The 20,588-nt window shown below is 46.0% G+C and carries 19 protein-coding genes; 9 read left to right on the forward strand and 10 right to left on the reverse strand.

What is annotated here, in order from left to right; all coding sequences use genetic code 11:
* Window positions 1-10: 10 nt before the first annotated feature.
* On the reverse strand, window positions 11-2,959 hold the full coding sequence (locus ACX0G9_RS01175; protein ID WP_459063003.1) for an FAD-binding and (Fe-S)-binding domain-containing protein: 2,949 nt from the start codon (window positions 2,957-2,959) through the stop codon (window positions 11-13).
* 132 nt (window positions 2,960-3,091) lie between these two features.
* On the opposite strand from ACX0G9_RS01175, the gene ACX0G9_RS01180 reads away from it, so the two are divergent.
* The gene (locus ACX0G9_RS01180; RefSeq protein ID WP_459063004.1) at window positions 3,092-4,354 is read left to right on the forward strand and encodes a DUF2264 domain-containing protein; all 1,263 of its coding nucleotides are present in this window, start codon (window positions 3,092-3,094) and stop codon (window positions 4,352-4,354) included.
* Between the two features lie 34 nt (window positions 4,355-4,388).
* Window positions 4,389-5,630 carry a glucuronyl hydrolase gene (locus tag ACX0G9_RS01185; protein WP_459063005.1) on the forward strand — a complete coding sequence of 414 codons (1,242 nt, stop codon included), beginning with the start codon at window positions 4,389-4,391 and terminating at the stop codon, window positions 5,628-5,630.
* Here ACX0G9_RS01185 and ACX0G9_RS01190 read toward each other — a convergent pair.
* From ACX0G9_RS01190 to ACX0G9_RS01200, 3 genes are all read right to left on the reverse strand, one after another.
* Window positions 5,627-6,364 (reverse strand): hypothetical protein, encoded by a 738-nt coding sequence (locus tag ACX0G9_RS01190; protein WP_459063006.1) that lies wholly within the window; start codon window positions 6,362-6,364, stop codon window positions 5,627-5,629. The two genes, ACX0G9_RS01185 and ACX0G9_RS01190, sit on opposite strands and share 4 nt — an antisense overlap.
* A 121-nt stretch (window positions 6,365-6,485) precedes the next feature.
* Window positions 6,486-7,727 carry a serine hydrolase domain-containing protein gene (locus ACX0G9_RS01195; protein ID WP_459063007.1) on the reverse strand — a complete coding sequence of 414 codons (1,242 nt, stop codon included), beginning with the start codon at window positions 7,725-7,727 and terminating at the stop codon, window positions 6,486-6,488.
* Window positions 7,728-7,762: 35 nt separating this feature from the next.
* Window positions 7,763-8,431 carry a hypothetical protein gene (locus ACX0G9_RS01200; protein WP_459063008.1) on the reverse strand — a complete coding sequence of 223 codons (669 nt, stop codon included), beginning with the start codon at window positions 8,429-8,431 and terminating at the stop codon, window positions 7,763-7,765.
* Between the two features lie 281 nt (window positions 8,432-8,712).
* Between ACX0G9_RS01200 and ACX0G9_RS01205 the strand changes: the two genes are divergently transcribed.
* Window positions 8,713-11,250: a zinc-dependent metalloprotease gene (locus ACX0G9_RS01205; RefSeq protein ID WP_459063009.1), complete on the forward strand. Its 2,538-nt coding sequence runs from the start codon at window positions 8,713-8,715 to the stop codon at window positions 11,248-11,250.
* A 147-nt stretch (window positions 11,251-11,397) separates the two neighbouring features.
* Here ACX0G9_RS01205 and ACX0G9_RS01210 read toward each other — a convergent pair whose 3' ends face one another.
* Window positions 11,398-11,613 carry a hypothetical protein gene (locus ACX0G9_RS01210; RefSeq protein ID WP_459063010.1) on the reverse strand — a complete coding sequence of 72 codons (216 nt, stop codon included), beginning with the start codon at window positions 11,611-11,613 and terminating at the stop codon, window positions 11,398-11,400.
* Window positions 11,614-11,905: 292 nt separating this feature from the next.
* On the opposite strand from ACX0G9_RS01210, the gene ACX0G9_RS01215 reads away from it, so the two are divergent.
* Entirely contained in the window at window positions 11,906-13,480 is a 1,575-nt protein-coding gene (locus ACX0G9_RS01215; RefSeq protein WP_459063011.1) for a S8 family peptidase, read from the forward strand.
* A 10-nt stretch (window positions 13,481-13,490) separates the two neighbouring features.
* Here ACX0G9_RS01215 and ACX0G9_RS01220 read toward each other — a convergent pair whose 3' ends face one another.
* The 4 genes from ACX0G9_RS01220 to ACX0G9_RS01235 all read right to left on the reverse strand — a co-directional run bounded on the left by ACX0G9_RS01220 (window position 13,491) and on the right by ACX0G9_RS01235 (window position 15,574).
* A complete protein-coding gene (locus ACX0G9_RS01220) occupies window positions 13,491-14,276 on the reverse strand; it encodes a DUF72 domain-containing protein (protein WP_459063012.1) in 786 nt (261 codons plus the stop codon).
* Window positions 14,251-14,493: a hypothetical protein gene (locus ACX0G9_RS01225; protein WP_459063013.1), complete on the reverse strand. Its 243-nt coding sequence runs from the start codon at window positions 14,491-14,493 to the stop codon at window positions 14,251-14,253. The genes ACX0G9_RS01220 and ACX0G9_RS01225 overlap by 26 nt, the downstream gene beginning before the upstream one ends.
* Before the next feature lie 112 nt (window positions 14,494-14,605).
* A complete protein-coding gene (locus ACX0G9_RS01230; RefSeq protein ID WP_459063014.1) occupies window positions 14,606-15,220 on the reverse strand; it encodes a hypothetical protein in 615 nt (204 codons plus the stop codon).
* A gap of 108 nt (window positions 15,221-15,328) precedes the next feature.
* Complete coding sequence (locus ACX0G9_RS01235) at window positions 15,329-15,574, reverse strand: hypothetical protein (RefSeq protein WP_459063015.1); 246 nt, start codon at window positions 15,572-15,574, stop codon at window positions 15,329-15,331.
* 259 nt (window positions 15,575-15,833) lie between these two features.
* Here ACX0G9_RS01235 and ACX0G9_RS01240 point away from each other — a divergent pair, with 259 nt between their 5' ends.
* The 5 genes from ACX0G9_RS01240 to ACX0G9_RS01260 all read left to right on the forward strand — a co-directional run bounded on the left by ACX0G9_RS01240 (window position 15,834) and on the right by ACX0G9_RS01260 (window position 19,424).
* Window positions 15,834-16,031, forward strand: a complete 198-nt coding sequence (locus ACX0G9_RS01240; protein WP_459063016.1) for a YtxH domain-containing protein — start codon at window positions 15,834-15,836, stop codon at window positions 16,029-16,031.
* 32 nt (window positions 16,032-16,063) lie between these two features.
* A complete protein-coding gene (locus tag ACX0G9_RS01245) occupies window positions 16,064-16,273 on the forward strand; it encodes a hypothetical protein (protein WP_459063017.1) in 210 nt (69 codons plus the stop codon).
* 26 nt (window positions 16,274-16,299) lie between these two features.
* Window positions 16,300-17,157 carry a universal stress protein gene (locus ACX0G9_RS01250; RefSeq protein WP_459063018.1) on the forward strand — a complete coding sequence of 286 codons (858 nt, stop codon included), beginning with the start codon at window positions 16,300-16,302 and terminating at the stop codon, window positions 17,155-17,157.
* A 164-nt stretch (window positions 17,158-17,321) separates the two neighbouring features.
* Window positions 17,322-18,431, forward strand: a complete 1,110-nt coding sequence (locus ACX0G9_RS01255) for an XdhC family protein (RefSeq protein WP_459063019.1) — start codon at window positions 17,322-17,324, stop codon at window positions 18,429-18,431.
* 174 nt (window positions 18,432-18,605) lie between these two features.
* Window positions 18,606-19,424 (forward strand): hypothetical protein, encoded by an 819-nt coding sequence (locus ACX0G9_RS01260; protein WP_459063020.1) that lies wholly within the window; start codon window positions 18,606-18,608, stop codon window positions 19,422-19,424.
* Window positions 19,425-19,450: 26 nt separating this feature from the next.
* Here the strand turns inward: ACX0G9_RS01260 and ACX0G9_RS01265 are convergent, their stop codons facing one another.
* Window positions 19,451-20,569 (reverse strand): mechanosensitive ion channel family protein, encoded by a 1,119-nt coding sequence (locus ACX0G9_RS01265; RefSeq protein WP_459063021.1) that lies wholly within the window; start codon window positions 20,567-20,569, stop codon window positions 19,451-19,453.
* Window positions 20,570-20,588: the final 19 nt, after the last annotated feature.

Raw genomic sequence — 20,588 nt, forward strand, 5'->3', positions numbered from 1 at the left:
TTAAATCAGTTCACCGTAAAGCATCATACAAAACTTCTACCGGATGCAACGCATGCCTGCCGGTTGCGTCTTTTATCTGGTGCCGGCAACTGGTTCCGGGGGCGGCAATGATAATATCTTCAGCCTGCTGACGAATAGTTGGCAGCAATACCAGTTCCCCGATCTTTTGAGACAGTTCATAATGCTCTTTCTCATAACCAAAAGAGCCTGCCATGCCACAGCACCCCGAAGGAATGGTTCCCACGGAATAGTTTTCCGGAAGAGAAAGCATTTTAACGGAGCCTGCTACGGAAGACAAGGCTTTTTGCTGACAATGGCCATGTAATTTGATCTGTCTTTTTTCTTTGGTGAACTGATCCGGACGGATATTTCCCCGATCTATCTCCCTGGCGATAAAATCATCTATGAAATAGCTGTTCCTTGCCAATTTACGTGCTGCTTCCAGTTGTTCATCAGTCGCCAGGTCGGGGTATTCATCCCTGAACGTAAGGATAGCTGAAGGTTCGATGCCGATCAGCGGGGTATCTTCCGAGATCAGCTCCCTTAACAAACCGATATTTTTATTGGCGATTTTTTTAGCCTGACGTACCAGCCCCTTCGATAGCCATGCTCTTCCGCTTTCGGTATGTTCGGGTATAAGGACTTCGTATCCCAACTTTTCCAATAAAAGAATCGCTTTTATCCCTGTCTCCGTATCATTGAAATTGGTGAACTCGTCGCAGAAGAGATATACCCTTTTCTGCGTTTCCGCACCTGTTGTAGTTTTACCATTTTCTATTCCGGACGGCAAAGAGGGATGATGCTTTTTAAACCAACTCTTCAGCGTTGTTTTGTACAGCAACGGCATCGAACGGTCCTGCGCGAAACCTGATATTTTTTTGACTAACCGGCCGGTTACCTTATTGGTCATGATAAAATTATACAGACCGGGCGCCATGGCCCCCAGGCTAGCCGACCGGGCAAAATTAGCGATCAGTCTGGACCGGAAAGGGACCCCGTTGGCATCGTAATAATGCTGCAGAAATTCTGCTTTTAATTTGGCTACATCCACATTTGAGGGACATTCCGATTTGCAGCCCTTACAGCTCAGGCAAAGATCCATCACTTCATAGATCTCTTTATGATCGTAGCGGTTGACCTTTCCGGAATGCGTTAGGAACTCCCGCAGGATATTGGCCCTTGCGCGGGTAGTATCTTTCTCATTGCGGGTAGCCATAAAAGAGGGGCACATCGTCCCTCCGGATAAATGGGTCTTGCGGCAGTCACCGGAACCATTACATTGTTCGGCATGCTGCAGGATATCCTGTTTGGCAAAACGGAAAAGGGTAGGAAAGGCCGGGGTTTGTTGTCCGGGGGTATAGCGGAGCATGGTATTCATCGGCGGGGTATCTACGATCTTGCCCGGGTTGAAGATCCCTGCAGGGTCCCAGGTTCGTTTGATTTCCCTGAGCAATTGGTAATTTTTTTCACCTACCATTTGCTGAATGAACTCTCCCCGCAAACGACCGTCACCATGCTCGCCGCTTAACGAGCCTTTGTATTTTTTAACCAGGGTGGCGATCTCTTCGGCAATGGTCCGGAAAAGTCGATTTCCTTCCACCGTCTTTAAATTCAGGATTGGGCGAAGATGAATTTCCCCGCTGCCCGCATGGGCGTAATGCACGGAATAAAGATTATATTTTTTCAGAATTTCATTAAAGTCCCGGATATAGGCCGGCAGGTCCTGAACGTCCACGGCAGTGTCTTCGATGACGGGAACTGCTTTTTCATCACCGGGAAGGTTGCTTAACAAGCCCAGCCCGGCCTTGCGAAGGGTCCAGATCTTTTTTGTATCCTCTCCGAATAATAAGGGGAAATGATAACCCAGACCCTGGGCCCGCATATCGGCTTCTACCCTGGAAGCGATTTCCTTTATTTCTTCCCGGGTGTTGCGGGTAAATTCCACGACCAGGATAGCGCCGGGGTCGCCTTGTACAAAAAAACGGTTCTTACGTTGTTCGATATTATCCTTTGTGCATTCCAGGATAAAATGATCGATCAGTTCACTGGCGCTGGGCAAATAGTTCAATGCGATCAGGTTGGCGCGTAGAGACTCGTCAATCGTATTAAAATGAACGCAGAGCAGCCCCGTCTCGGCAGGGGGCAAAGGAGACAGGTTTAATTTGATTTCGGTAATAAAGGCAAGGGTGCCTTCTGATCCTGCGATCAGCGTGCAAAAATTAAAATCCGGCATTCCGGCAGTAAATGGCGCAGTTTCCAGCAGAAGATCGAGCGCATATCCGGTATTCCGTCTTTCGACGCTTTTTTTCGGAAATTCCTTTCTGATCTCGTCCTGGTTACTGGTATTGCTTAACAAGCCGCGGACTGAGCGGTAAATAGTTCCTTCCAATCCCTCTTCTTCACATTTGGCATGAAAAGCATCGATACCGAGCGTGCCGAAGGTAGTTTCCTTTCCGTCACTCAGAATGGCTTTTACCTCCAGCAGATGTTCCCGGGTACTCCGGTAAACCACGGAATTGGAGCCGCAGGAATTATTGCCGACCATACCGCCGATCATAGCCCGGTTGGCCGTTGAAGTCTCCGGTCCAAAGAGCAATCCATGGGGGCGGAGGTAAAGATTAAGTTCGTCCCGGATAACGCCCGGTTGTACCCTGACCCAGCGTTCTTCTTTATTGAGTTCCAGTATTTTGGTAAAGTATTTGGAGACATCCGCGATAATTCCTTTTCCTACCACTTGTCCTGCCAGGGAGGTACCGGCCGTCCTGGGTATAAGGGATAGCTTTTCTTCCCGGGCAAAAAAGATCAGTTTTTTGAGGTCTTCTACCGATCTTGGCAGTGCGACGGCAAGCGGCATTTCGCGATAGGCGGATGCATCGGTAGCGTATAACGTGCGCATGACCTGATCTTCATAGAGTTCTCCTTCCAGTTCCCGGGCTAATTGCTCCAGCTTTTCACTCATTTTTGGCAGTATTTGGTGTTCAATATGCTGAGGGTGCAAAATTAGGCTGTTTTGACCCTTTTTTTCCTAAATTTTCATACTGATTATCAAGCGGTCCCTTCGTATTATATTTGTCCTACCTAATTTACTATTATGACAGGCTCTTTTCGTATCCCCAAACGCGTCATTTCTTATTTATTCGTTTGTCTGATTTCCATACCACTCTTTTCCCAGGTTAAATCTTCCCAAACCAAGGGGTTTGAAAAAAATTCCTCCGACAGGGTCTTCTGGCTTGCACAGCTCGACAAATTAGCCCGGCCTGTCATCTCCAGCCTGGCGCAGGATCAATTAAAAACAGTTTTTCCGGTGATTGCTTCCAAAAGGACGGATAATGCCGGTTCCCGGACTCAGGCGGCTTATCTGGAAGTTTTTGGACGGGTTCTGAGCGGTATTGCTCCCTGGCTCAACCTGGAAGGTGGCTCGCCGGAAGAGGTCGGTTTGCGTAACCAATACCGGGAATGGATGATCCCGGCCATCAAACATGCTGTGGACCCTGCCGCTAAAGATTATATGGCGTGGAAAGAACCCGTTCAGGCATTGGTAGATGCTTCTTATTTTGCTTTTGCCATTATCCGGTGTCCCTGGCTATGGGAACATCTGGATGAAACAACCCGCAAACAGGTGACGGATGCCCTGCTCCAGACCCGTAACATCCGCCCCGGGTTCAATAACTGGCTGCTTTTCTCAGGAATGATAGAAACCTTTTTTTGCCGGTTCGGTCTTCCCTGGGATGAAATGCGGGTGGATTACGGCATCCGTCAGTCCGAACAATGGTATCTGGGGGATGGGATCTATTCGGATGGGCCGCTTTATCGTTGGGATTATTACAACAGTTATGTTATTCATCCTTATCTGGCAGCCATGGTCGAAATAACGAACAAACAAAATAAAGCCTATGACTGGCTCGCGGATAAATTAAAGGCCCGCAACGAAAGGTATGCCGTTATACAGGAGCGGCTGATCGGTACCGATGGCAGTTATCCCGTAACCGGCAGGTCCATCGTTTACCGGGGTGCGGCTTTTCATCACCTGGCCGATATGGCCTGGAGGAAAAAATTGCCCGCCTCGCTGCACCCGGCCCAGGTGCGTTGCGCCTTGACTGCTGTTCTGAGAAAGACGATGGAGGCCCCCGGTACCTATACGAAGGAAGGATGGCTGAATATCGGTCTCTGCGGCGCACAGCCCGACCTGGCGGATTATTACAATACCACAGGCAGCCTGTATCTTTGCGCAAATATCCTGCTTCCGCTGGGATTGCCGGATACCGATCCCTTTTGGTCTGCTCCTGCTGAACGCTGGACTGCCCAAAAAGTATGGTCAGGACAGGATTTTCCGGGTGATCATGCGATAGATTAATTTTCAATAATCAATAATTCAATAACTCAGCTATATGTCCAGGATCCGTCAATCAATTTTTTTTCTTAGCCCTCTTTCCCTGTTTCTTGCCAGTCTGCTTTTCACCAATTCCGCGACAGCGCAAAAACCGGTACGACCTCAGCCCCGGCCTGCCCTGGTTCGCCTGATAGATGGCAATCTCCGTCAGGCGTGCAATCAATATAAGGTTTTGATGAGCCGGGTTCCCTCCGATCGTCTGCCCAAGACCTATATGGCAAATGCGGATAAGCTGGAAACCAGCGATGCCGGTTGGTGGACCAGTGGTTTCTATCCCGGAACCCTCTTTTACCTGTATGAATTTTCCAAAGACACAACTTTATTAAGAGAAGGTTTGCAAAGATTAAAGCTCCTGGAAAAAGAACAATTCAATAAAGGAACCCATGATCTTGGTTTTATGATGTATTGCAGTTATGGTAATGCACAGCGTATCCTTCCTGCTTCCGGTTATAACGAAATATTGCTGAACAGCGCCCGATCGCTCTCTACGCGTTTTTCCCCAATCGTGGGCTGCATCCGTTCCTGGGATGGAGCGCCCTGGAAATACCCGGTGATCATCGACAATATGATGAATCTTGAACTTTTGTTCTGGGCTACCCGTTACAGTGGTGATTCTTCTTTTTACCGTATTGCCTTGACCCATGCCAACACGACTCTTCGAAATCATTTTCGCCCTGACTATAGTTCTTACCATGTTATTGATTATGATTCTTCCGACGGTCATGTACTGGCCAGGAAAACGGCCCAGGGTTATTCCGATTCTTCTGCCTGGGCACGTGGACAGGCATGGGGTCTGTATGGATATACCGTACTTTACCGGTCTGCACACGACCCGAAATACCTGGATCAGGCTGAGCATATCGCTCATTTTATTCTCGCCAATCCCAACCTCCCGGCCGATAAGATCCCTTATTGGGATTATAACGCGCCTGATATTCCCCGGGCTTTGCGCGATGCCTCCGCAGCAGCGGTCACAGCTTCCGCACTGATTGAGCTGAGTCGTTATGTCTCGCCTGAAAAAGGGAAAGAATATGTGGAGGCGGCAGAGCAGATCCTTGTTTCGTTATCCTCCAATACATACAAGGCTATCGTAGGCTCAAACGGTGGATTCCTGCTCCGGCATAGCGTTGGCAGTCTGCCGGCAAAATCGGAAGTGGATGTGCCGCTTACCTATGCCGATTATTATTTTGTAGAGGCTATGCTACGGTATAAACAATTGGGGAATAATACCGGTAATTAATGTTTTCTCGCCATAAAATAAAATTGCGTTGCAATGGCGCCGATGACAAAAAGTATGAGGATAACCGTTATGCCGCGAAGGAAGACATTAAGGCGTTTCTGGTGTTTGGAATAAAAACTGCAATATCCCTGGGTGAAACGATGGGCGACAAAATAAAAGGCGCCGCCGAAAAAGATCGCGCAAAAGGCTTTCAGGAACCGGTTTTCTACTCCCAGCCCACAAAGGCCGATCAGGAAACCCGCCACAAAAACCAGGGTCGGAAAAAAATCATTCGGATAGAAGGTCTTGTTCCTGTTTTTATGCGGAGCAAGTACTGTCATCAGGCTATCTTCGATGAGCTGTGCCTTTTCTCTTGCTCCCTTATCATTAACCGTGACCGAGAATTCGGATTCTTCCCGTTCATGGCCGAAACGGATCAGGAGTTGGATGGCTACCGGTTCACCCGATGAGCCGCTTTCCACATAATTCAATTCGATCTTTGCGGACTGGATATCGTTATCAAAAAGGGGTTGGTTATAAGCCCCGATGGGTCTGTAAATAGTACTGTTATCCAATCCGTTAAGGGTGAGGATGGTATAGTCGGCAAAAGGGACAGGAATGGCTTTGTAAGATCCTCCTCCGGATGCGGAAAGAAGGGAGGGGATTTTGGTACGGATATATTCAGCAATCTTTTGGATCAGTTGCGTGTTTACTGTATAAGTGTCCAGTCTTCGCCAGGTAGTATGTTTCTGCATGCTCAAAAAAATTTTTTTAAACGGTGACAGAGTACGCTTTCTTTGGCCCGGGGTGCAGATAGGTCGATTGGGGGGTGCTTTACCGTTTAAAGATAGATTTTGTTTGGCAGACTAACAAGCCTCAGTCCCGGATCGCTTCGAGGATCTTTTTTACCATTCCGTCCGCATTTCCATTCTCCAGCCAGCGGACAACGGCCACCATCCCGTTTTCGGGATCGACATAAATGAAATTGATTCCGTTTCCCATGTGCATAAAGGCGGTAACCGGAGCACTTGGTAATAATTTGCGATCCGTATTCAGAAACCAATTCATATAACCATAGTCCTGTTTTACCGGGGTGGGCGTCAACGCTTGTTTTATCCACTGCCGGGAGATCAGTTGTTTTCCGTTCCAATTTCCTCCATGCAGGGTCAGCAGGCCAAAACGTGCCATATCATACGCATTGATGAACAGGCCTCCTCCCCAATGTCCACCGCCACTTACCGATTGAACAGGCTGACCGTCCAGTACGATCCATGAATTCCGGTATCCATTCCATCTCCAGGTATTGGAAGCACCAATTGGATCCATGATAAAGGTCTTCAGCACCTGCGGGAGGGGTTTACGCCAGACATTGGTGGCAGCAAGGGCCAGGGCGTTTACCCGGACGTCATTGTATTTCCAGACGGTTCCGGGTTTATTCCTTTTTCGGGTAAGCCATTCGCCGGTTTTTTCGTCAGGCCTGTCCGCCCAGTCAGGTTTCCCCCATAAGGTTCCTTCCCAATCGCTGGTTTGTCGCAGCATTACGTCCCAGGTCAGCGTGCGGTTATGCGGGCTGGAGAACGGAGTTAACAATTGTCCTTTACCCAAATCTTCTGCCGGTCTTGCCGGAGCGGCCGGGTTGTAGATCTCGATGGGTGGAACATAGGCTGCCACGGTATCGTCTACACTACGGATCAATCCCTGATCGACTGCAAGTCCGATCACCGCTGACAGAAAACTTTTGGTAACACTATGGGTCATGTCGACCCGTGAAGGTTCGCCCCATTCGGCCACGATATATCCCTTATAAATGATAATCCCGGTGGGGTCGCCCCTGTCTGCAAAGGGACCGATGCCTTCTCCGAAGGGGGCCTTGCCAAAACTCTCCGCCTGGGACAGTTCCATACTTCTGGGTGCCTTGGCTTCATTTTCCCGGGCGAAGCGGATGGCTTCCTGAAGCTTTAGGGAATCCAATCCCAAAGATGCCGGAGAACGATGGTCCCACCGGCCGGGAGGTGGAAAATAATCTCCGTTGTTTTTTGTTTTGGGTTGGGAATAAACGGCGAAAAGGATCAGCAGGAAAAAGGATGAAAAAGTAATCCGGTATAGTGCTCGTTTCATCTTAACAAGTTAGAACGAATCTGCCAAAAACGCGCTTACTTATTCAATTGTTTGGCCAGCTTGGCCAGATCCAGCTGTTTGTCATATGTTTTTAAGGAATTGGCCAGTTTAAGCAGGATTCCCCTGGCCTTTGAAAAATTATCCATTTTGAACAAGGGTGCATTCAGATCGATGATCTGATCGTAAAAAAGCGTGGAATAATAAATTTGCCTGCTTACCAGTTTGTAATCTTTGGGCATATCAAAGTACCATACTAGGAACAGTCGGTCCAGAATGGTTATCCATTCGGTTTGCAGGTTGGTATAATTTTGTTTGAGTTTTTTCCGGTAATACGCCAGTTCATAATTCATGTACCGGGTAAGAATATCTTTTTCCTGGGAAGTAGTCGGACTTGCCTGACCGGAAGTCTGCGCGGTTGTTTGTGTACTCTTTAAGGACGCAGGTACCAGCGTGGCTTGTACGATCTGTTTGTCGATGGTTATAAATCCCGGCACATCGGAGAGTTTAGCCGATTTGGCTGCGACCTCCATACTAAAGGAATGCTCTTTCCCCGCAAAGGCGATCAGGGACTTTTTTTTCCCCTGGATCAGACTGGCATGAACTTCTTCTTCCTGGGCATTTTTCTGGGCATAGGAGTTTGTGGCTGTTACCAGGGACAGGGATGCTGAAATCAACAGCGTAATACAAAAAGGAATCTTTTTCATAGCAGGAGGCCGTATAGATGTTTGTTAAAAAGGTGCTTTAAGGGATAATAACGGAAATAGCCTGAAAATGGTATTCCCAGGGCTGTAATTCACCTGTTAATCTGATCATTTCCAATGCTTGTCCCATCATTTCTGCCTTTTATCCTGATTATAACAACTTTAGCAAATGCATGTTTGTAGGAGCCTGAAAATAGCTATACATTTATGGCCTTAAAAATAGCCCCTTAAAAGGTATTGCTGTATTCCTAAAAATTAAATAGTCCCCTCAATTTATTCCTTACATGAAGAAGTTCATTACTATGACGGTCTTTGCCGTAGCGTTAAGTTTGGTTACGTTCGCTCAACAAAAGAAACATCAGAAACCTACCGATCCCGTTAACGACACTACCAAACCCAAACCCCCCGAAGTACCGGCACCTCCCAAAACCGGCCCAAAGCCGTATAAGGAGATTATTACCGATAAGGCTGTCAGCCGGACAGGGTTATTCAGCGTTCACAAAGTGGAGGACAAATGGTATTTCGAGATCGCCGATTCCATGCTGCATAAAGAATTTATGGCTATAACCCGCTATAGTAAGACAGCAGGTGGCGGGGTGTATGGAGGAGAATTAGCAAATGAACAGACCCTGTTGTGGGAAAAAGGACCCTCCAATAACCTTTTTCTACGCGTCGTTACCCTGATAAATATGGCCGATTCCACGAATGATATCTATAAAGCGGTTACGAATTCCAATCTTAATCCGATAGCTGCGGCCTTCGATATCAAGGCCCACGGCAAAGATTCATCCAGTTCCGTTATTGAGGTAACGGATTTTTTTAAAGGAGATAATCAGGTTGTAGGAATTCCAGCTTCGGGAAAAGGAAGGATGAAACTGGGCGGACTTGCCACGGACAGATCCTATATCGATCATATCAACACTTTTCCGATCAATACAGAAATAAGGACGGTTAAAACCTATACTTCAGGTGGAGGAGGAACGGCTTCTCCATTTATGTCACAGGCGCCTTCTCCGGGTGATGCCGCAGGGGCTATCACGCTGGAACTGAATACCTCCTTTATTCTTTTGCCGGAGGTTCCGATGACAAAGAGATTGTTCGATACCCGCGTGGGCTATTTTGCAGACGATTATACGATCTATAGCGATGAGCAGCAGAAGATCGACAATCAGAAATTCATCGTCCGGTGGAGGTTGGAACCCCGGCCCGAAGACCGGGAAAAATGGCTGAAAGGCCAGTTGGTAGAGCCGCGCAAACCGATTGTCTATTATATAGATCCCGCTACTCCCAGGCAATGGAGACCTTATCTTATCCAGGGTGTCAATGACTGGCAGAAGGCCTTTGAAAAAGCCGGTTTTAAAAATGCGGTAATGGCTAAAGAATGGCCGGAGAAGGATTCTACGATGAGTATGGAGGATGCCCGTTATTCCGTACTGCGTTATTTCGCATCAGACATCGCGAATGCCTATGGCCCGAATATACATGATCCCAGGAGCGGGGAGATCATAGAAAGCCATATAGGCTGGTATCACAATGTAATGGAACTTTTGCATGATTGGTACCTGATCCAGGCCGGCGCGGTAGATCCCCGCGCCCGCAAAATGCGTTTGGATGATTCCCTGATGGGTCAGTTGATCCGTTTCGTATCCTCCCATGAAGTAGGACATACCCTGGGCCTTCGTCATAATATGGGCAGCAGCAGTACGGTTCAGGTTGAAAAGCTACGGGATAAGTCCTGGCTTGACCAGCATGGCCATACTCCCTCGATCATGGATTATGCCCGCTTTAACTATGTTGCCCAGCCGCAGGATAACATTCCGGAATACGATCTTTTTCCCCGGATCGGTGAATACGATCGTTGGGCTATCCAATGGGGATATTCCTGGTCGGGTGGCAAGGACGAAAAAGAAGATCGCAGGATCGTCAATAAATGGATCATTGACAGTTTGAAGAGCAACCCCCGTCTTTGGTTTGGAGGCGAAGGCATGAGCCTGGACTCCAGGGCACAAACGGAAGATCTGGGAGACAACAGTATGAAGGCGGGCGAGTATGGAATAAAGAATCTGCAGCGAATCCTGCCTAATTTACCTGCATGGACCAGCGAAGAAGCCGATCGTTATGAAAATCTAAAAGAGATTTATGGCCAGCTGGTTGGGCAATTCAGCCGTTACATGGGGCATGTAATAAGAAATATAGGGGGTGTCTATGAAACCTTCCGAAGTGTGGAGCAGCCGGGTGAAGTATACGAGCCGACTCCCAAGGCCCGTCAGCAGGAGGCTGTAGCTTTTTTGAACAGGCAATTATTTGAAACCCCCCGTTGGTTGCTTGATGGCAATATTCTGAACAAGATCAGCAATCCTTCCGGAAACGATCCTGTAGGATCGATCCAGGTGAGTATATTAAACAGCCTGCTCTCCGTCAACCGGCTGAATAATCTTCTTCAGGCAGCTGGCCGTTATGGAGAGCTCCGGGTTTACACGGTGGAGAACCTCATCGACGATGTCCATAAAGGGGTCTGGAAAGAATTATCCAACCACCAGCCTATCGATTCATACCGGAGGAATCTTCAAAAGGCATATTCCGAGGCCCTGATCGCGGTTATTTCACCTGCAAATCAGCCAACGGTGTCTTTTGGCGGGATTAGTATACAATTTGGGCCCAATACAAAAAATACCGATCTGCCTTCCATTGCCAGGGCAGAATTAATCGAACTTAGAGGGCAAATCCTGGCGGCTATCCCCGCAACCGGGAATAAACTCAGCAGGTACCATTTACAGGACGTTGCAGAAAGGATAAAGCAGGCATTAAACCCCCGTTCATAGGCATGGGATACCCGTCGTTACAACGCCAGGACGATGCACGGCAATGTAATAACCTTATAATTGAGCGTAAATAATAACCAATCAGAGAAATATTAACCAGAAAGGAACTAATCAGAGAATAACATAACTAAATCAGCTGAAGACGGCTTACCGGGTAACGGGAGTCGTCTTCTTTTTTACCAACTTTCGGCAAGGGACGAGCGAATTGGCCGGAAGGGTCAGCTTAATAAACCGCCTGAGGTTATCATCGTAATATTTACACTTTGCAATTCCCTTCATTTCGTTCAATTCGACAACAATAAGCTTGATGTCCAACAAGCCGGGAAAGGTAACTTCTTCACCTGTTTTTAAAAAGTCAAACATAGGAAAGATTTTTATGGGTAAATGAATGAGGTTACAATAAACAAGTTAATAAACAGAAAGGATTCTTCCAATTATTCATTCCTGTTTACACTTATAACCTATATACATGTTTCCTGATACTAGAAACCCCTTGCCGACCATAAAGTATGGGTCTGAATCCATTTATTTTTCCACAATCTTTTTTTTCCCGAAATGGGACTAACGGGAGCTTGCCGGTTTCCTGTTTTGCCTTATCTTTAATGTCTTATAAATGATTGATTTGCGTCCGCAAAATCTTTGCAAACCAAACAAAATGATAAAAAGCAGTACGACCCTTATTTTATTATGTCTTTCTTTTTGTGCCAGCGCCCAGAAGGCCAATTGGCAGAATCTTGACCTCCAAACCGACAGCGTTTTCGGGATCAGTACAGAAAAAGCCTATCAGCAATTGTTGTCCAACAAAAAATCGGTTACTGTTGTAGTCGCAGTTATTGACGGTGGGGTGGATACCAGTCATGAGGACTTAAAGGCGGTGCTTTGGTCTAACCGGAAAGAACGCACGGGCAATGGAAAGGATGACGACCGTAACGGATATACAGACGATATCCACGGATGGAACTTTATTGGCGGGCCTAAAGGGGATGTTAACTATGATAATCTGGAACTGGTACGGATACTCCGGCGGGACAAACCAAAGTATGATGGCCTCTCCGATTCCGGCCTCTCTGCCAAAGACCGGGAAGGGCTGGAAACCTACCGAAAAATGTATACAGAATATACCAAAGACCTCGAAAGTTCGAAAGGAACCCTGAGGGGTATCCGGGGTTTTAAAGGGGTATTGGATGAGGTTACCGCTAAAATAGGGAAGGATACACCCACCTTGGCAGATTTTGAGAAATTTCAGCCCGGTAATCCGGGGGAAGGCCAGATCTGCAAAGTGGTGATCGGTATCCTGCAGAAAGATCCTGATTTTGCCCGCTTCAAAAAAGATGAACTGGGAGGGGCGCTGGATCATTTTGTGGAAAAAGTGGATTATCAATTAAACATGGATTTTGACCCAAGATCCATTGTAGGGGATAATTATACTAACAGCGGAGAACGTTTTTACGGAAATACCGATGTAACTGGCCCTAATGCCGATCATGGATCACATGTTTCGGGGATCATTGGCGCAGTAAGGGATAATGCCCTGGGGATTAAAGGGGTAGCAGACAATGTGAGGATCATGATACTGAGGGTTGTTCCTAACGGTGATGAAAGGGATAAAGATGTAGCCAATGGGATCCGATATGCAGCAGACAACGGAGCAAAAGTGATCAATATGAGTTTTGGGAAGGGATACAGCTGGGATAAAAAGGCGGTGGATGAAGCGGTTAAATATGCTTTGTCCAAAGATGTACTGCTGGTCCATGCTGCAGGAAATGAGGGGAAGAACCTCGAAACCGAGCACAACTATCCTAACCGGACATACGCTGACAGCAGTGGTGTGGCAGGTGCCTGGATCGAAGTGGGGGCTTCCGGGTTTACCGATGATTCAACCCTGGTAGCTTCCTTTTCCAATTACAGCCGAACGGGCGTGGATGTTTTTGCCCCCGGCGTTAATATTTATTCAACGACGCCTGGCTCCAAATATGCCAATCACGACGGAACGAGCATGGCTTCTCCTGTCGTAGCTGGATTGGCGGCTCTTATCCGGGAATATTATCCAAAATTGAAGGCAGCGCAGGTAAAAGATATTATCCTTCGTTCAGTGGTAAAAGTAAACCATCCGGTAACCATCCAGGTAGATGGGAAGCCAAAGCAGGTACTGCTTTCGGACATTTCCATATCCGGGGGCATAGTAAATGCCTACCAGGCCCTGCAAATGGCTGAGGGAATTAAACCATAAGAACGGTCCATCAGGATAATACACTTAACATCGAATATATAGTCCTGGCGTTCTTTGGTGCATCCTTGTCAGCCGTATTATTGAAATAGGCATAAACCTTTTTACCCTGGTCCAGCCATTGTCTTATCTGAAGGGCATATTCCGCTAAGGATTCATCCGGATAGGATCCTCTATAATCTCCCAGGACGCCATGAAATCTTACATATACAAAAGGAGCATGATCATTCAGGTGCATCGTTTTTGAGGCCGGCATGTCATGTAGAACAACACTGGCCTTGAAGTTGTCCAATAAGGAATAAGCTGCCGTCTTATACCAGGACGGGTGGCGGAACTCTACGGCAATCTTCCAGGTTTGATCCGGGTCGTTTTTTTCTATTTCTTCCAATAGTTTTTTTAGTTGAGGTAGATTTTCAAAACCTGTACCCGGAGGCAACTGTACAAGCAAGCAACCCTTTTTATTCCCCGCCTGCCCGATCGTTTGCATAAACCTGCTAACATCTTCCCCGTTGAAAGAAAGATTTTTTTTATGGGATATCTCTTTCCATAATTTAAAACTAAAGAGAAAACCGTCCGGGACTTCTGCTGCCCATTTTCCAATGGTCGCAGGCAATGGTAGTTTGTAAAAGGTCCTGTTTATCTCAACGCTGTTAAACAGGGATGCATAATAGGATAAATGACTTGCCAATCGGTAAGCTGCCGGAAAGGCTTGTTTATTCGGTTCGGAAAGCACGATATTACTGGTGCCTACCAGGAATAGTTCCTTAAGAGTTCTAGGAATGTTCGTCGTACCAACCATGAATATGATTGCTTATTTTATCTACCATAAAAGCGCATTTTGGGGAATCGGTTTCCCATTTAGCCCCCCTTCGTTGTAAAAGCCCATAATAGACATTATTCAGATATACCTGGAACCGGGTGGGCTGTCTTTTTTCAATGCCTGTGGACATTGGTTTTATTTCACCGCGGTATTCTTTACCATCATAGTTAAAGGTAATAGGGAAATTATTAAACATAAAAGGCGATTTGTAAAATATTTTTAATACAAAAAATCAATTCGGCCGGATTAATTAACACAATATATATACCAGTCTTCCCCAGTAAGCATTTACCGATAAAAGAAAACCATTACCTTAACAATCCATTTGCTAAAGCCTTCCATTGTAGTTTGGAAAGGCCGATGGCGCCTGTTGAACCTACTATCGCATTGCGGATCTTATCCGTAATACGCCTGACGGCGGTATTGGGAACTTCATTGCGACCATAAACAATTGCGCGTACATGCTGTCTGTCCCTTTCGATGACAAAAGAACTGGTAGCCGCTTCTTCCAGGAAATGAGCCGTTTCTTTTGAATCCTCTTGTTGCGGGTTTGGAGAAGGTCTTGCCTGGAGGAGGAACAGTTCATAATTTTCAGATAGGTGGTGGTGTTCTGTTTTTTCAACCCTTACCCAGTCATATCCGTTGCCTTCACTGGTTCCAGGTCCGGGGATGTCTATTTTTATATAATGTCCCGGTGCGGCTAATCCATTCACGGCGTTACCTTTGTCGTCCGTCAGCAGGAAAGTTGCTGATAAGGGCCCGCAGAGATCAGCCCAGTGGCTAACGTTCAACAATCTTTCCCTGGCTTTTGAAAATAGTTGCATGGCTTCCTGTTCTGTCGGGGCGTCCACTACCGCCGGTGTTTCGGTCTCTTCTCCGGTTTTCTGTGCAGGAATGTATGCATGTGTACGTTTCCTTTTCATACAGTAGAATTTACACTAGTGGGCTATGCAAAGGATGAGCCAGCAGTGAGCCGGCAGTGAGCCGGCAGTGAGAAGGAACATAGCAGCGAAAAGGAACATAAACGAAACCTAAAAGAAGGGAGGGAAATTTATTAAAAATTCCTTGATCTGTTCTTCGGTAATATTTGGGTGTTTGGCTTCCAGTTTTACGACGTTTTCTGTAGCATCAAAAAAGGCAGAATAATGTTCGTTGGATACCAGAAATTGACGGTTTTCTTCAGGCGGGGTCAATTCATAGGCCTTGCTCAATTTTGCGATGGTTTCCAGAGCCTTTTCCTGATTTTCAACCGGAAATCTTTTTAATTCTGTTGCCATAGGTTTACCATTTTATCGGGGAAAACAATTCACTTTTCTGTCTTTTCTCAACAAATGTACAGGTATATTGCGGATTCTCTGTAATCAATAGTGCAGGGACCAGTTGATTAGACAGGTCCTAAAATCGGGCTTAACAGATGAGTAAGGATTTCCCCATATTTTTAAAATACACTTTAATTTATCCTTTTTTCCACCTGAATTGCCTCTGGCACTATATTATATGCTTATCCTTTATTGCATTATCTATAAATCAGTCCATATGAGCAATCAAAAATTACTGGGCGGTCTACTTTTAGGAGTTGCCGTTGGCGCATTAGCCGGTATCTTACTCGCTCCTAAAAAAGGAGTTGCCACCCGGAAAAAAATCATAAAGAAGAGCAGGAAATATGCGAAAGGGGTAAAGGATAAGATTCATGACCTTTCAGATAGTGTCAAAGGCCGTTTTGCGCAGGGATAAAAGAATAATAATCACTTCTTAAAACTGAAAAAATGAAAACATTAGGCATTATCATGATCGTTGTTGGTATTGGAATGATTGTTATCCGTGGGTTTTCTGTTACTACCGAAAAAAAGGTTATCGACCTCGGACCGGTAGAAGTGAACAAAAAGGAGAATAAGTGGATAGGATGGCCAACCTATGCTGGCGGAATTGTTGCCCTTATTGGGGTTGTAGTTCTTGTTTCAGATAAAAAGAAATAGACAGCTTCAAACTTTAAATAGCATTCATGAATACTATCCTTGTGCTGACTGATTTTTCAGAAGCGTCTCTTCATGCGGCCAGGTACGCTGGAGGCCTTACCCGGCAATTTAATTCCAAACGCCTGGTTTTACTCAATGCTTATAAAACAATAACGCCTATACCAGCTTCCGAAATACCTCCTTACCAGACTTCCGTCTTCGAAGATAACAGTAAAATGATCTTTGAGGCAAGTACTGCAGAATTGGAAGTTTTTAAGGAAAAGCTGGAAGGGTTTGTTTATCCGGAAACGGAGATTGTTAGCCGGGCGGAGGATATAGACCTGGCTGAATCTATTAACGAAATTGCCGCAGAAGAAGGAGCGGATCTTGTTGTGATGGGGATAACAGGGAAAAGCAGGTTGGAACAAATGCTGATGGGCAGCAGTACGGTTAATGTTTCAGCAGAATGCCTTTATCCGCTGATCATTGTTCCGTTGGATGCTGCGATTGAACCTGTCAAACGGATCGTATTTGCCTGTGATATGGAAAAAGTTCAGGAGACTACACCGGTAGAAGATCTCAAAAAAGTATTAAATGATTTCAAGGCAGAGCTGATGGTTGTAAATGTAACCAGGAAGGGGAACGGGCAGTCTGCTGAAAAATCCGGCAAGGCTGTATTATTGGATCAGCTCATGACAGTATATAGGGCTACTTACCATTTTATTGATCATTCCGATACGGTTGAAGGGATCACGCATTTTGCCCAGGAACGGAATGCTTCCCTGATCCTGGTAATTCCAAAAAGTCATGGCTTTGTTGACGGATTATTTCACCGGAGCGTTACACAAAAATTAGCCTATCACACTTCCATTCCTCTATTGGTGATGCATGAAAAAGATGCATAAAAAAGCTGCATAAAAAAGATCTTATATAGATATGGCAAATATTCAATATGTTTGGAGCGACAAGGTCACTAAACAGTAATTTAGTAGATTGCAGTGAACAACTACGAAGAGAAATAAGAAAAAGCAGTAAATAAGAAGAAGTAGTAGTAGTGGTTGTATTAAGTATGAAAGAACTTCGATCCATTACAAGCGCATATCTATCTATTGATCTTGCTCAAACACGGGCGGCTTTGGCTACCGTTGTGAGAGTGGAGGGGTCATCTTACCGCCGGATGGGTGCCAGAATGCTCGTTTTGGACAATGGCACTTATCTGGGAGGTATAAGTGGAGGTTGTCTGGAAGGGGATGCCTTACGAAGGGCGCAAAAGGCTATTGCTCTGGGCTATCCCTCAGTCATTACTTACGACACGATGCAGGAAGATGATCATCAGGTTGGGGTAGGTCTTGGCTGTCAGGGCGTAATTGATGTTTTATTTTCTCCATTGGATAAGGACGATAAAGACAACCCTTTGCTTTTGTTAACAGGTCTTACGGATATCAGAGAACCTGCTGTGGTCCTTACGCTGGCCCGTACGGAAGGGACGGGAGGAACATTGGGGCAAACTTTTTTATTCGGGAGCGAAAAATCCTTTCTTTCCACTTTTCCTATTCCCGCAATACGAAGCAACGTCTTGCAGGACATTAATAATTGTCTTGCCGACCGTGGCTCCCGTTCCCTGTCCTATGCCTTGGATGAAGGGCAGGTGCAGGTTCTGATAGAGGTTGTCCTGCCGGCGACGCAGGTGGTTATTTATGGAGGAGGATATGATATCCCTCCCTTACTGAATATGGCCAAAGAGCTTGGTTGGGAAACTACCGTTGTTACAAATCTGGCCAAAGCAGACAAAACTTTGTGGTCCGGGGCAACACGGGTATTATCCCATACCGGGGAAGAGAAACCGGAGATCGATCTCTTTACGGCAATCCTATTAATGACTCATGATTATAAGGCGGATCTGCGTCACTTGCTGGCTTCCCTTCCAACCGTAGCTTCCTACATCGGTATTCTGGGCGCCCGGAAAAGAACCGAAAAAATGTGGGATGCCCTGGCTTTGGCAGGCACACCCTTGTCCGATAAGGATAGACAGCGTATCTATTCACCCGCCGGGCTGGACATCGGTGCCTGTACCCCGGAAGAGATTGCCTTATCTATCCTTGGTGAGATCAGGAGCCATTTTTCCGGAAGACAGGGGATGCCCTTGCGTTTAAGGAAGGGGGCCATTTATGATAATTAAGCCTGTTTCCTTTTCTAAAAGCTTTTCCATAATCTTTACGATAACGATTGCGTAAAAATAAAGACTGACAATTCCCATCTTTCGTAAAATATATTGTAGCATTGTTTGCCCTGACAGGGCCTGTTTCCGGAAAAATTTATTTTTAGATATATCGATTAAAATGTTTTCTTTCATATGAAAAGATCCCGTTCATATACTCCTTTTATTCTTATCCTTCTTGCTAACCTTTTGGTGAATACTGGTTTTGGACAAACATCCGGATCTCCGGGGAAGGGCAGGACGGTTCTTTTGGATTACTATTTTAATAATGAGCATAAAAAAGACCAAACCGGAGCTGCCATTCGTTTTCATTATACCTGGGAAGACCAGACCAACAGCGGCTTTTCGCTGTTCGGGCAGATTTTCAGACAACAGGGTATGGTAACCGATTCCCTGGCAGTGGCTCCTGATGCTGATAATTTGAAAAAGGCCTCGGTTTATATCATCGTTGATCCTGATAACGAAAAAGAGAGCCCGGCCCCAAATTTTATACAACCTGCCGATGCAGACAGGATCTATGACTGGGTTAAAAAAGGAGGTGTGCTGCTTCTGATGGGAAATGATTCCGCCAATATGGAATTCGAACATTTTAACGGTTTGGCTGAACGTTTTGGGATCCATTTTAATTGGGATGATCATCATAAAGTCATCAATAAACAATATGAAATGGGAGCTTTTTCCATCCCTGCCAAAGATGAGATCTTCAAAACTGCCGGGAAAATCTATATCAAGGAGTTAAGTACCCTGACCCTGAAAGCGCCGGCAAAGGCTCATTTTAAGGATGGTATGAAGGTGATCATGGCCGTAGCCAGGGTAGGGAAGGGTACTGTATTCGCGGTAGGAGATCCATGGTTTTATAATGAATACACCGATGGCAAAATACTTTCCGGAGAATTTGAAAATGAAAAAGCCGCCACCGACCTGGTGAAATGGCTGGTTGCACAGATTCCGTGAAACATTGATCTATGCCAAGTTAAGTTTTAAATTTCTGCAGGAGGTGGGGTAGGTGAAGGAATACGTGCCTTAAAATTAGGAGCATCCCTGAACAGGGCTCTTTCCACCGGTAGACTCTCTGGGTAATTTTCAAGTACAAACCTGATCAGCCCTTCTCTTATGTCACAACGGAGATCAAATGCATTTCCGGAACTATTGGCGCTCATCAGGGCCCGGACCTCTATAGTCTTTTCGCTTGCATTGGTTACTTGCAGTACCTTCACCCTTTTATCCCATAGCGGATTAATTTCCAGCAGGCGTGCCAGTTCCTTCCTTAATTCATCCAGCGGTATGGTATAATCCAGGTAAAGAAACACGGTTCCCATGATATCTGAGTCCGTGCGGGTCCAGTTTTGAAAGGGTTTTTCGATGAAATAATTGATGGGCAGAACCAATCTGCGCTGATCCCAGATCTTGACCACCACATAAGTCAGGGTAATTTCTTCCACTCTTCCCCATTCTCCTTCGACAACCAATACATCATCAATCCGAAGGGGCTGAGTAAAGGCGAGTTGAAACCCGGCCAGTAAATTCCCCAGGGACCTTTGTGCTGCAAAACCCAGTATGATACCCCCAACGCCAACGCCGGTGAGGAGACCGGCTCCCAGTTTTCTGAGGTTATTGAAACTCAATAAAATGATACAGGCTGTCAGGATGATGATCAGGCCGATGGCCATTCTTCGTATGAATTGAAGCTGGGTTCTTATTTTTCTTTCTTTCAGATTATCAGCCTTTTGTATATCGTAGGCATGATAAACATAATCTTCAACTACTTTTATTATTCCGATTAGTACATTCGCAAAAGAAAGGGCAAGAAGGATCTCGACGGTCTTATTAAAAGCCGGATAGATGGTGGCTTTTATCTTCATTAACGGCATCAGAAAATTCAGGGTCAGCAGGGGAAGAAAATAACTAACGGGTTTTCCAAGACGGGCAAGAATGGATCGCGTAAGGGAAAAGCCCTCTTTTCCATGTGGCGGTTTTTTCAATAAAAGCGAAAGCATGAATTTCAGGATCAGGCCTACCACAACGGCGACTGCAGCTAATATACTATCCCAGACAAAGTCGGGAAAACGATCGAATTGACTTAGAAATTGATCCGGCATACGGTCTGACTAAATGGTT

It is taken from the genome of Flavitalea flava, assembly GCF_054461575.1.

Coding starts and splice junctions, on each gene's coding strand:
- ACX0G9_RS01175 (WP_459063003.1), bottom strand. CDS start 2,959: ATGAGTGAAAAGCTGGAGCAATTAGCCCGGGAACTGGAAGGAGAACTC.
- ACX0G9_RS01180 (WP_459063004.1), top strand. CDS start 3,092: ATGACAGGCTCTTTTCGTATCCCCAAACGCGTCATTTCTTATTTATTC.
- ACX0G9_RS01185 (WP_459063005.1), top strand. CDS start 4,389: ATGTCCAGGATCCGTCAATCAATTTTTTTTCTTAGCCCTCTTTCCCTG.
- ACX0G9_RS01190 (WP_459063006.1), bottom strand. CDS start 6,364: ATGCAGAAACATACTACCTGGCGAAGACTGGACACTTATACAGTAAAC.
- ACX0G9_RS01195 (WP_459063007.1), bottom strand. CDS start 7,727: ATGAAACGAGCACTATACCGGATTACTTTTTCATCCTTTTTCCTGCTG.
- ACX0G9_RS01200 (WP_459063008.1), bottom strand. CDS start 8,431: ATGAAAAAGATTCCTTTTTGTATTACGCTGTTGATTTCAGCATCCCTG.
- ACX0G9_RS01205 (WP_459063009.1), top strand. CDS start 8,713: ATGAAGAAGTTCATTACTATGACGGTCTTTGCCGTAGCGTTAAGTTTG.
- ACX0G9_RS01210 (WP_459063010.1), bottom strand. CDS start 11,613: ATGTTTGACTTTTTAAAAACAGGTGAAGAAGTTACCTTTCCCGGCTTG.
- ACX0G9_RS01215 (WP_459063011.1), top strand. CDS start 11,906: ATGATAAAAAGCAGTACGACCCTTATTTTATTATGTCTTTCTTTTTGT.
- ACX0G9_RS01220 (WP_459063012.1), bottom strand. CDS start 14,276: ATGGTTGGTACGACGAACATTCCTAGAACTCTTAAGGAACTATTCCTG.
- ACX0G9_RS01225 (WP_459063013.1), bottom strand. CDS start 14,493: ATGTTTAATAATTTCCCTATTACCTTTAACTATGATGGTAAAGAATAC.
- ACX0G9_RS01230 (WP_459063014.1), bottom strand. CDS start 15,220: ATGAAAAGGAAACGTACACATGCATACATTCCTGCACAGAAAACCGGA.
- ACX0G9_RS01235 (WP_459063015.1), bottom strand. CDS start 15,574: ATGGCAACAGAATTAAAAAGATTTCCGGTTGAAAATCAGGAAAAGGCT.
- ACX0G9_RS01240 (WP_459063016.1), top strand. CDS start 15,834: ATGAGCAATCAAAAATTACTGGGCGGTCTACTTTTAGGAGTTGCCGTT.
- ACX0G9_RS01245 (WP_459063017.1), top strand. CDS start 16,064: ATGAAAACATTAGGCATTATCATGATCGTTGTTGGTATTGGAATGATT.
- ACX0G9_RS01250 (WP_459063018.1), top strand. CDS start 16,300: ATGAATACTATCCTTGTGCTGACTGATTTTTCAGAAGCGTCTCTTCAT.
- ACX0G9_RS01255 (WP_459063019.1), top strand. CDS start 17,322: ATGAAAGAACTTCGATCCATTACAAGCGCATATCTATCTATTGATCTT.
- ACX0G9_RS01260 (WP_459063020.1), top strand. CDS start 18,606: ATGAAAAGATCCCGTTCATATACTCCTTTTATTCTTATCCTTCTTGCT.
- ACX0G9_RS01265 (WP_459063021.1), bottom strand. CDS start 20,569: ATGCCGGATCAATTTCTAAGTCAATTCGATCGTTTTCCCGACTTTGTC.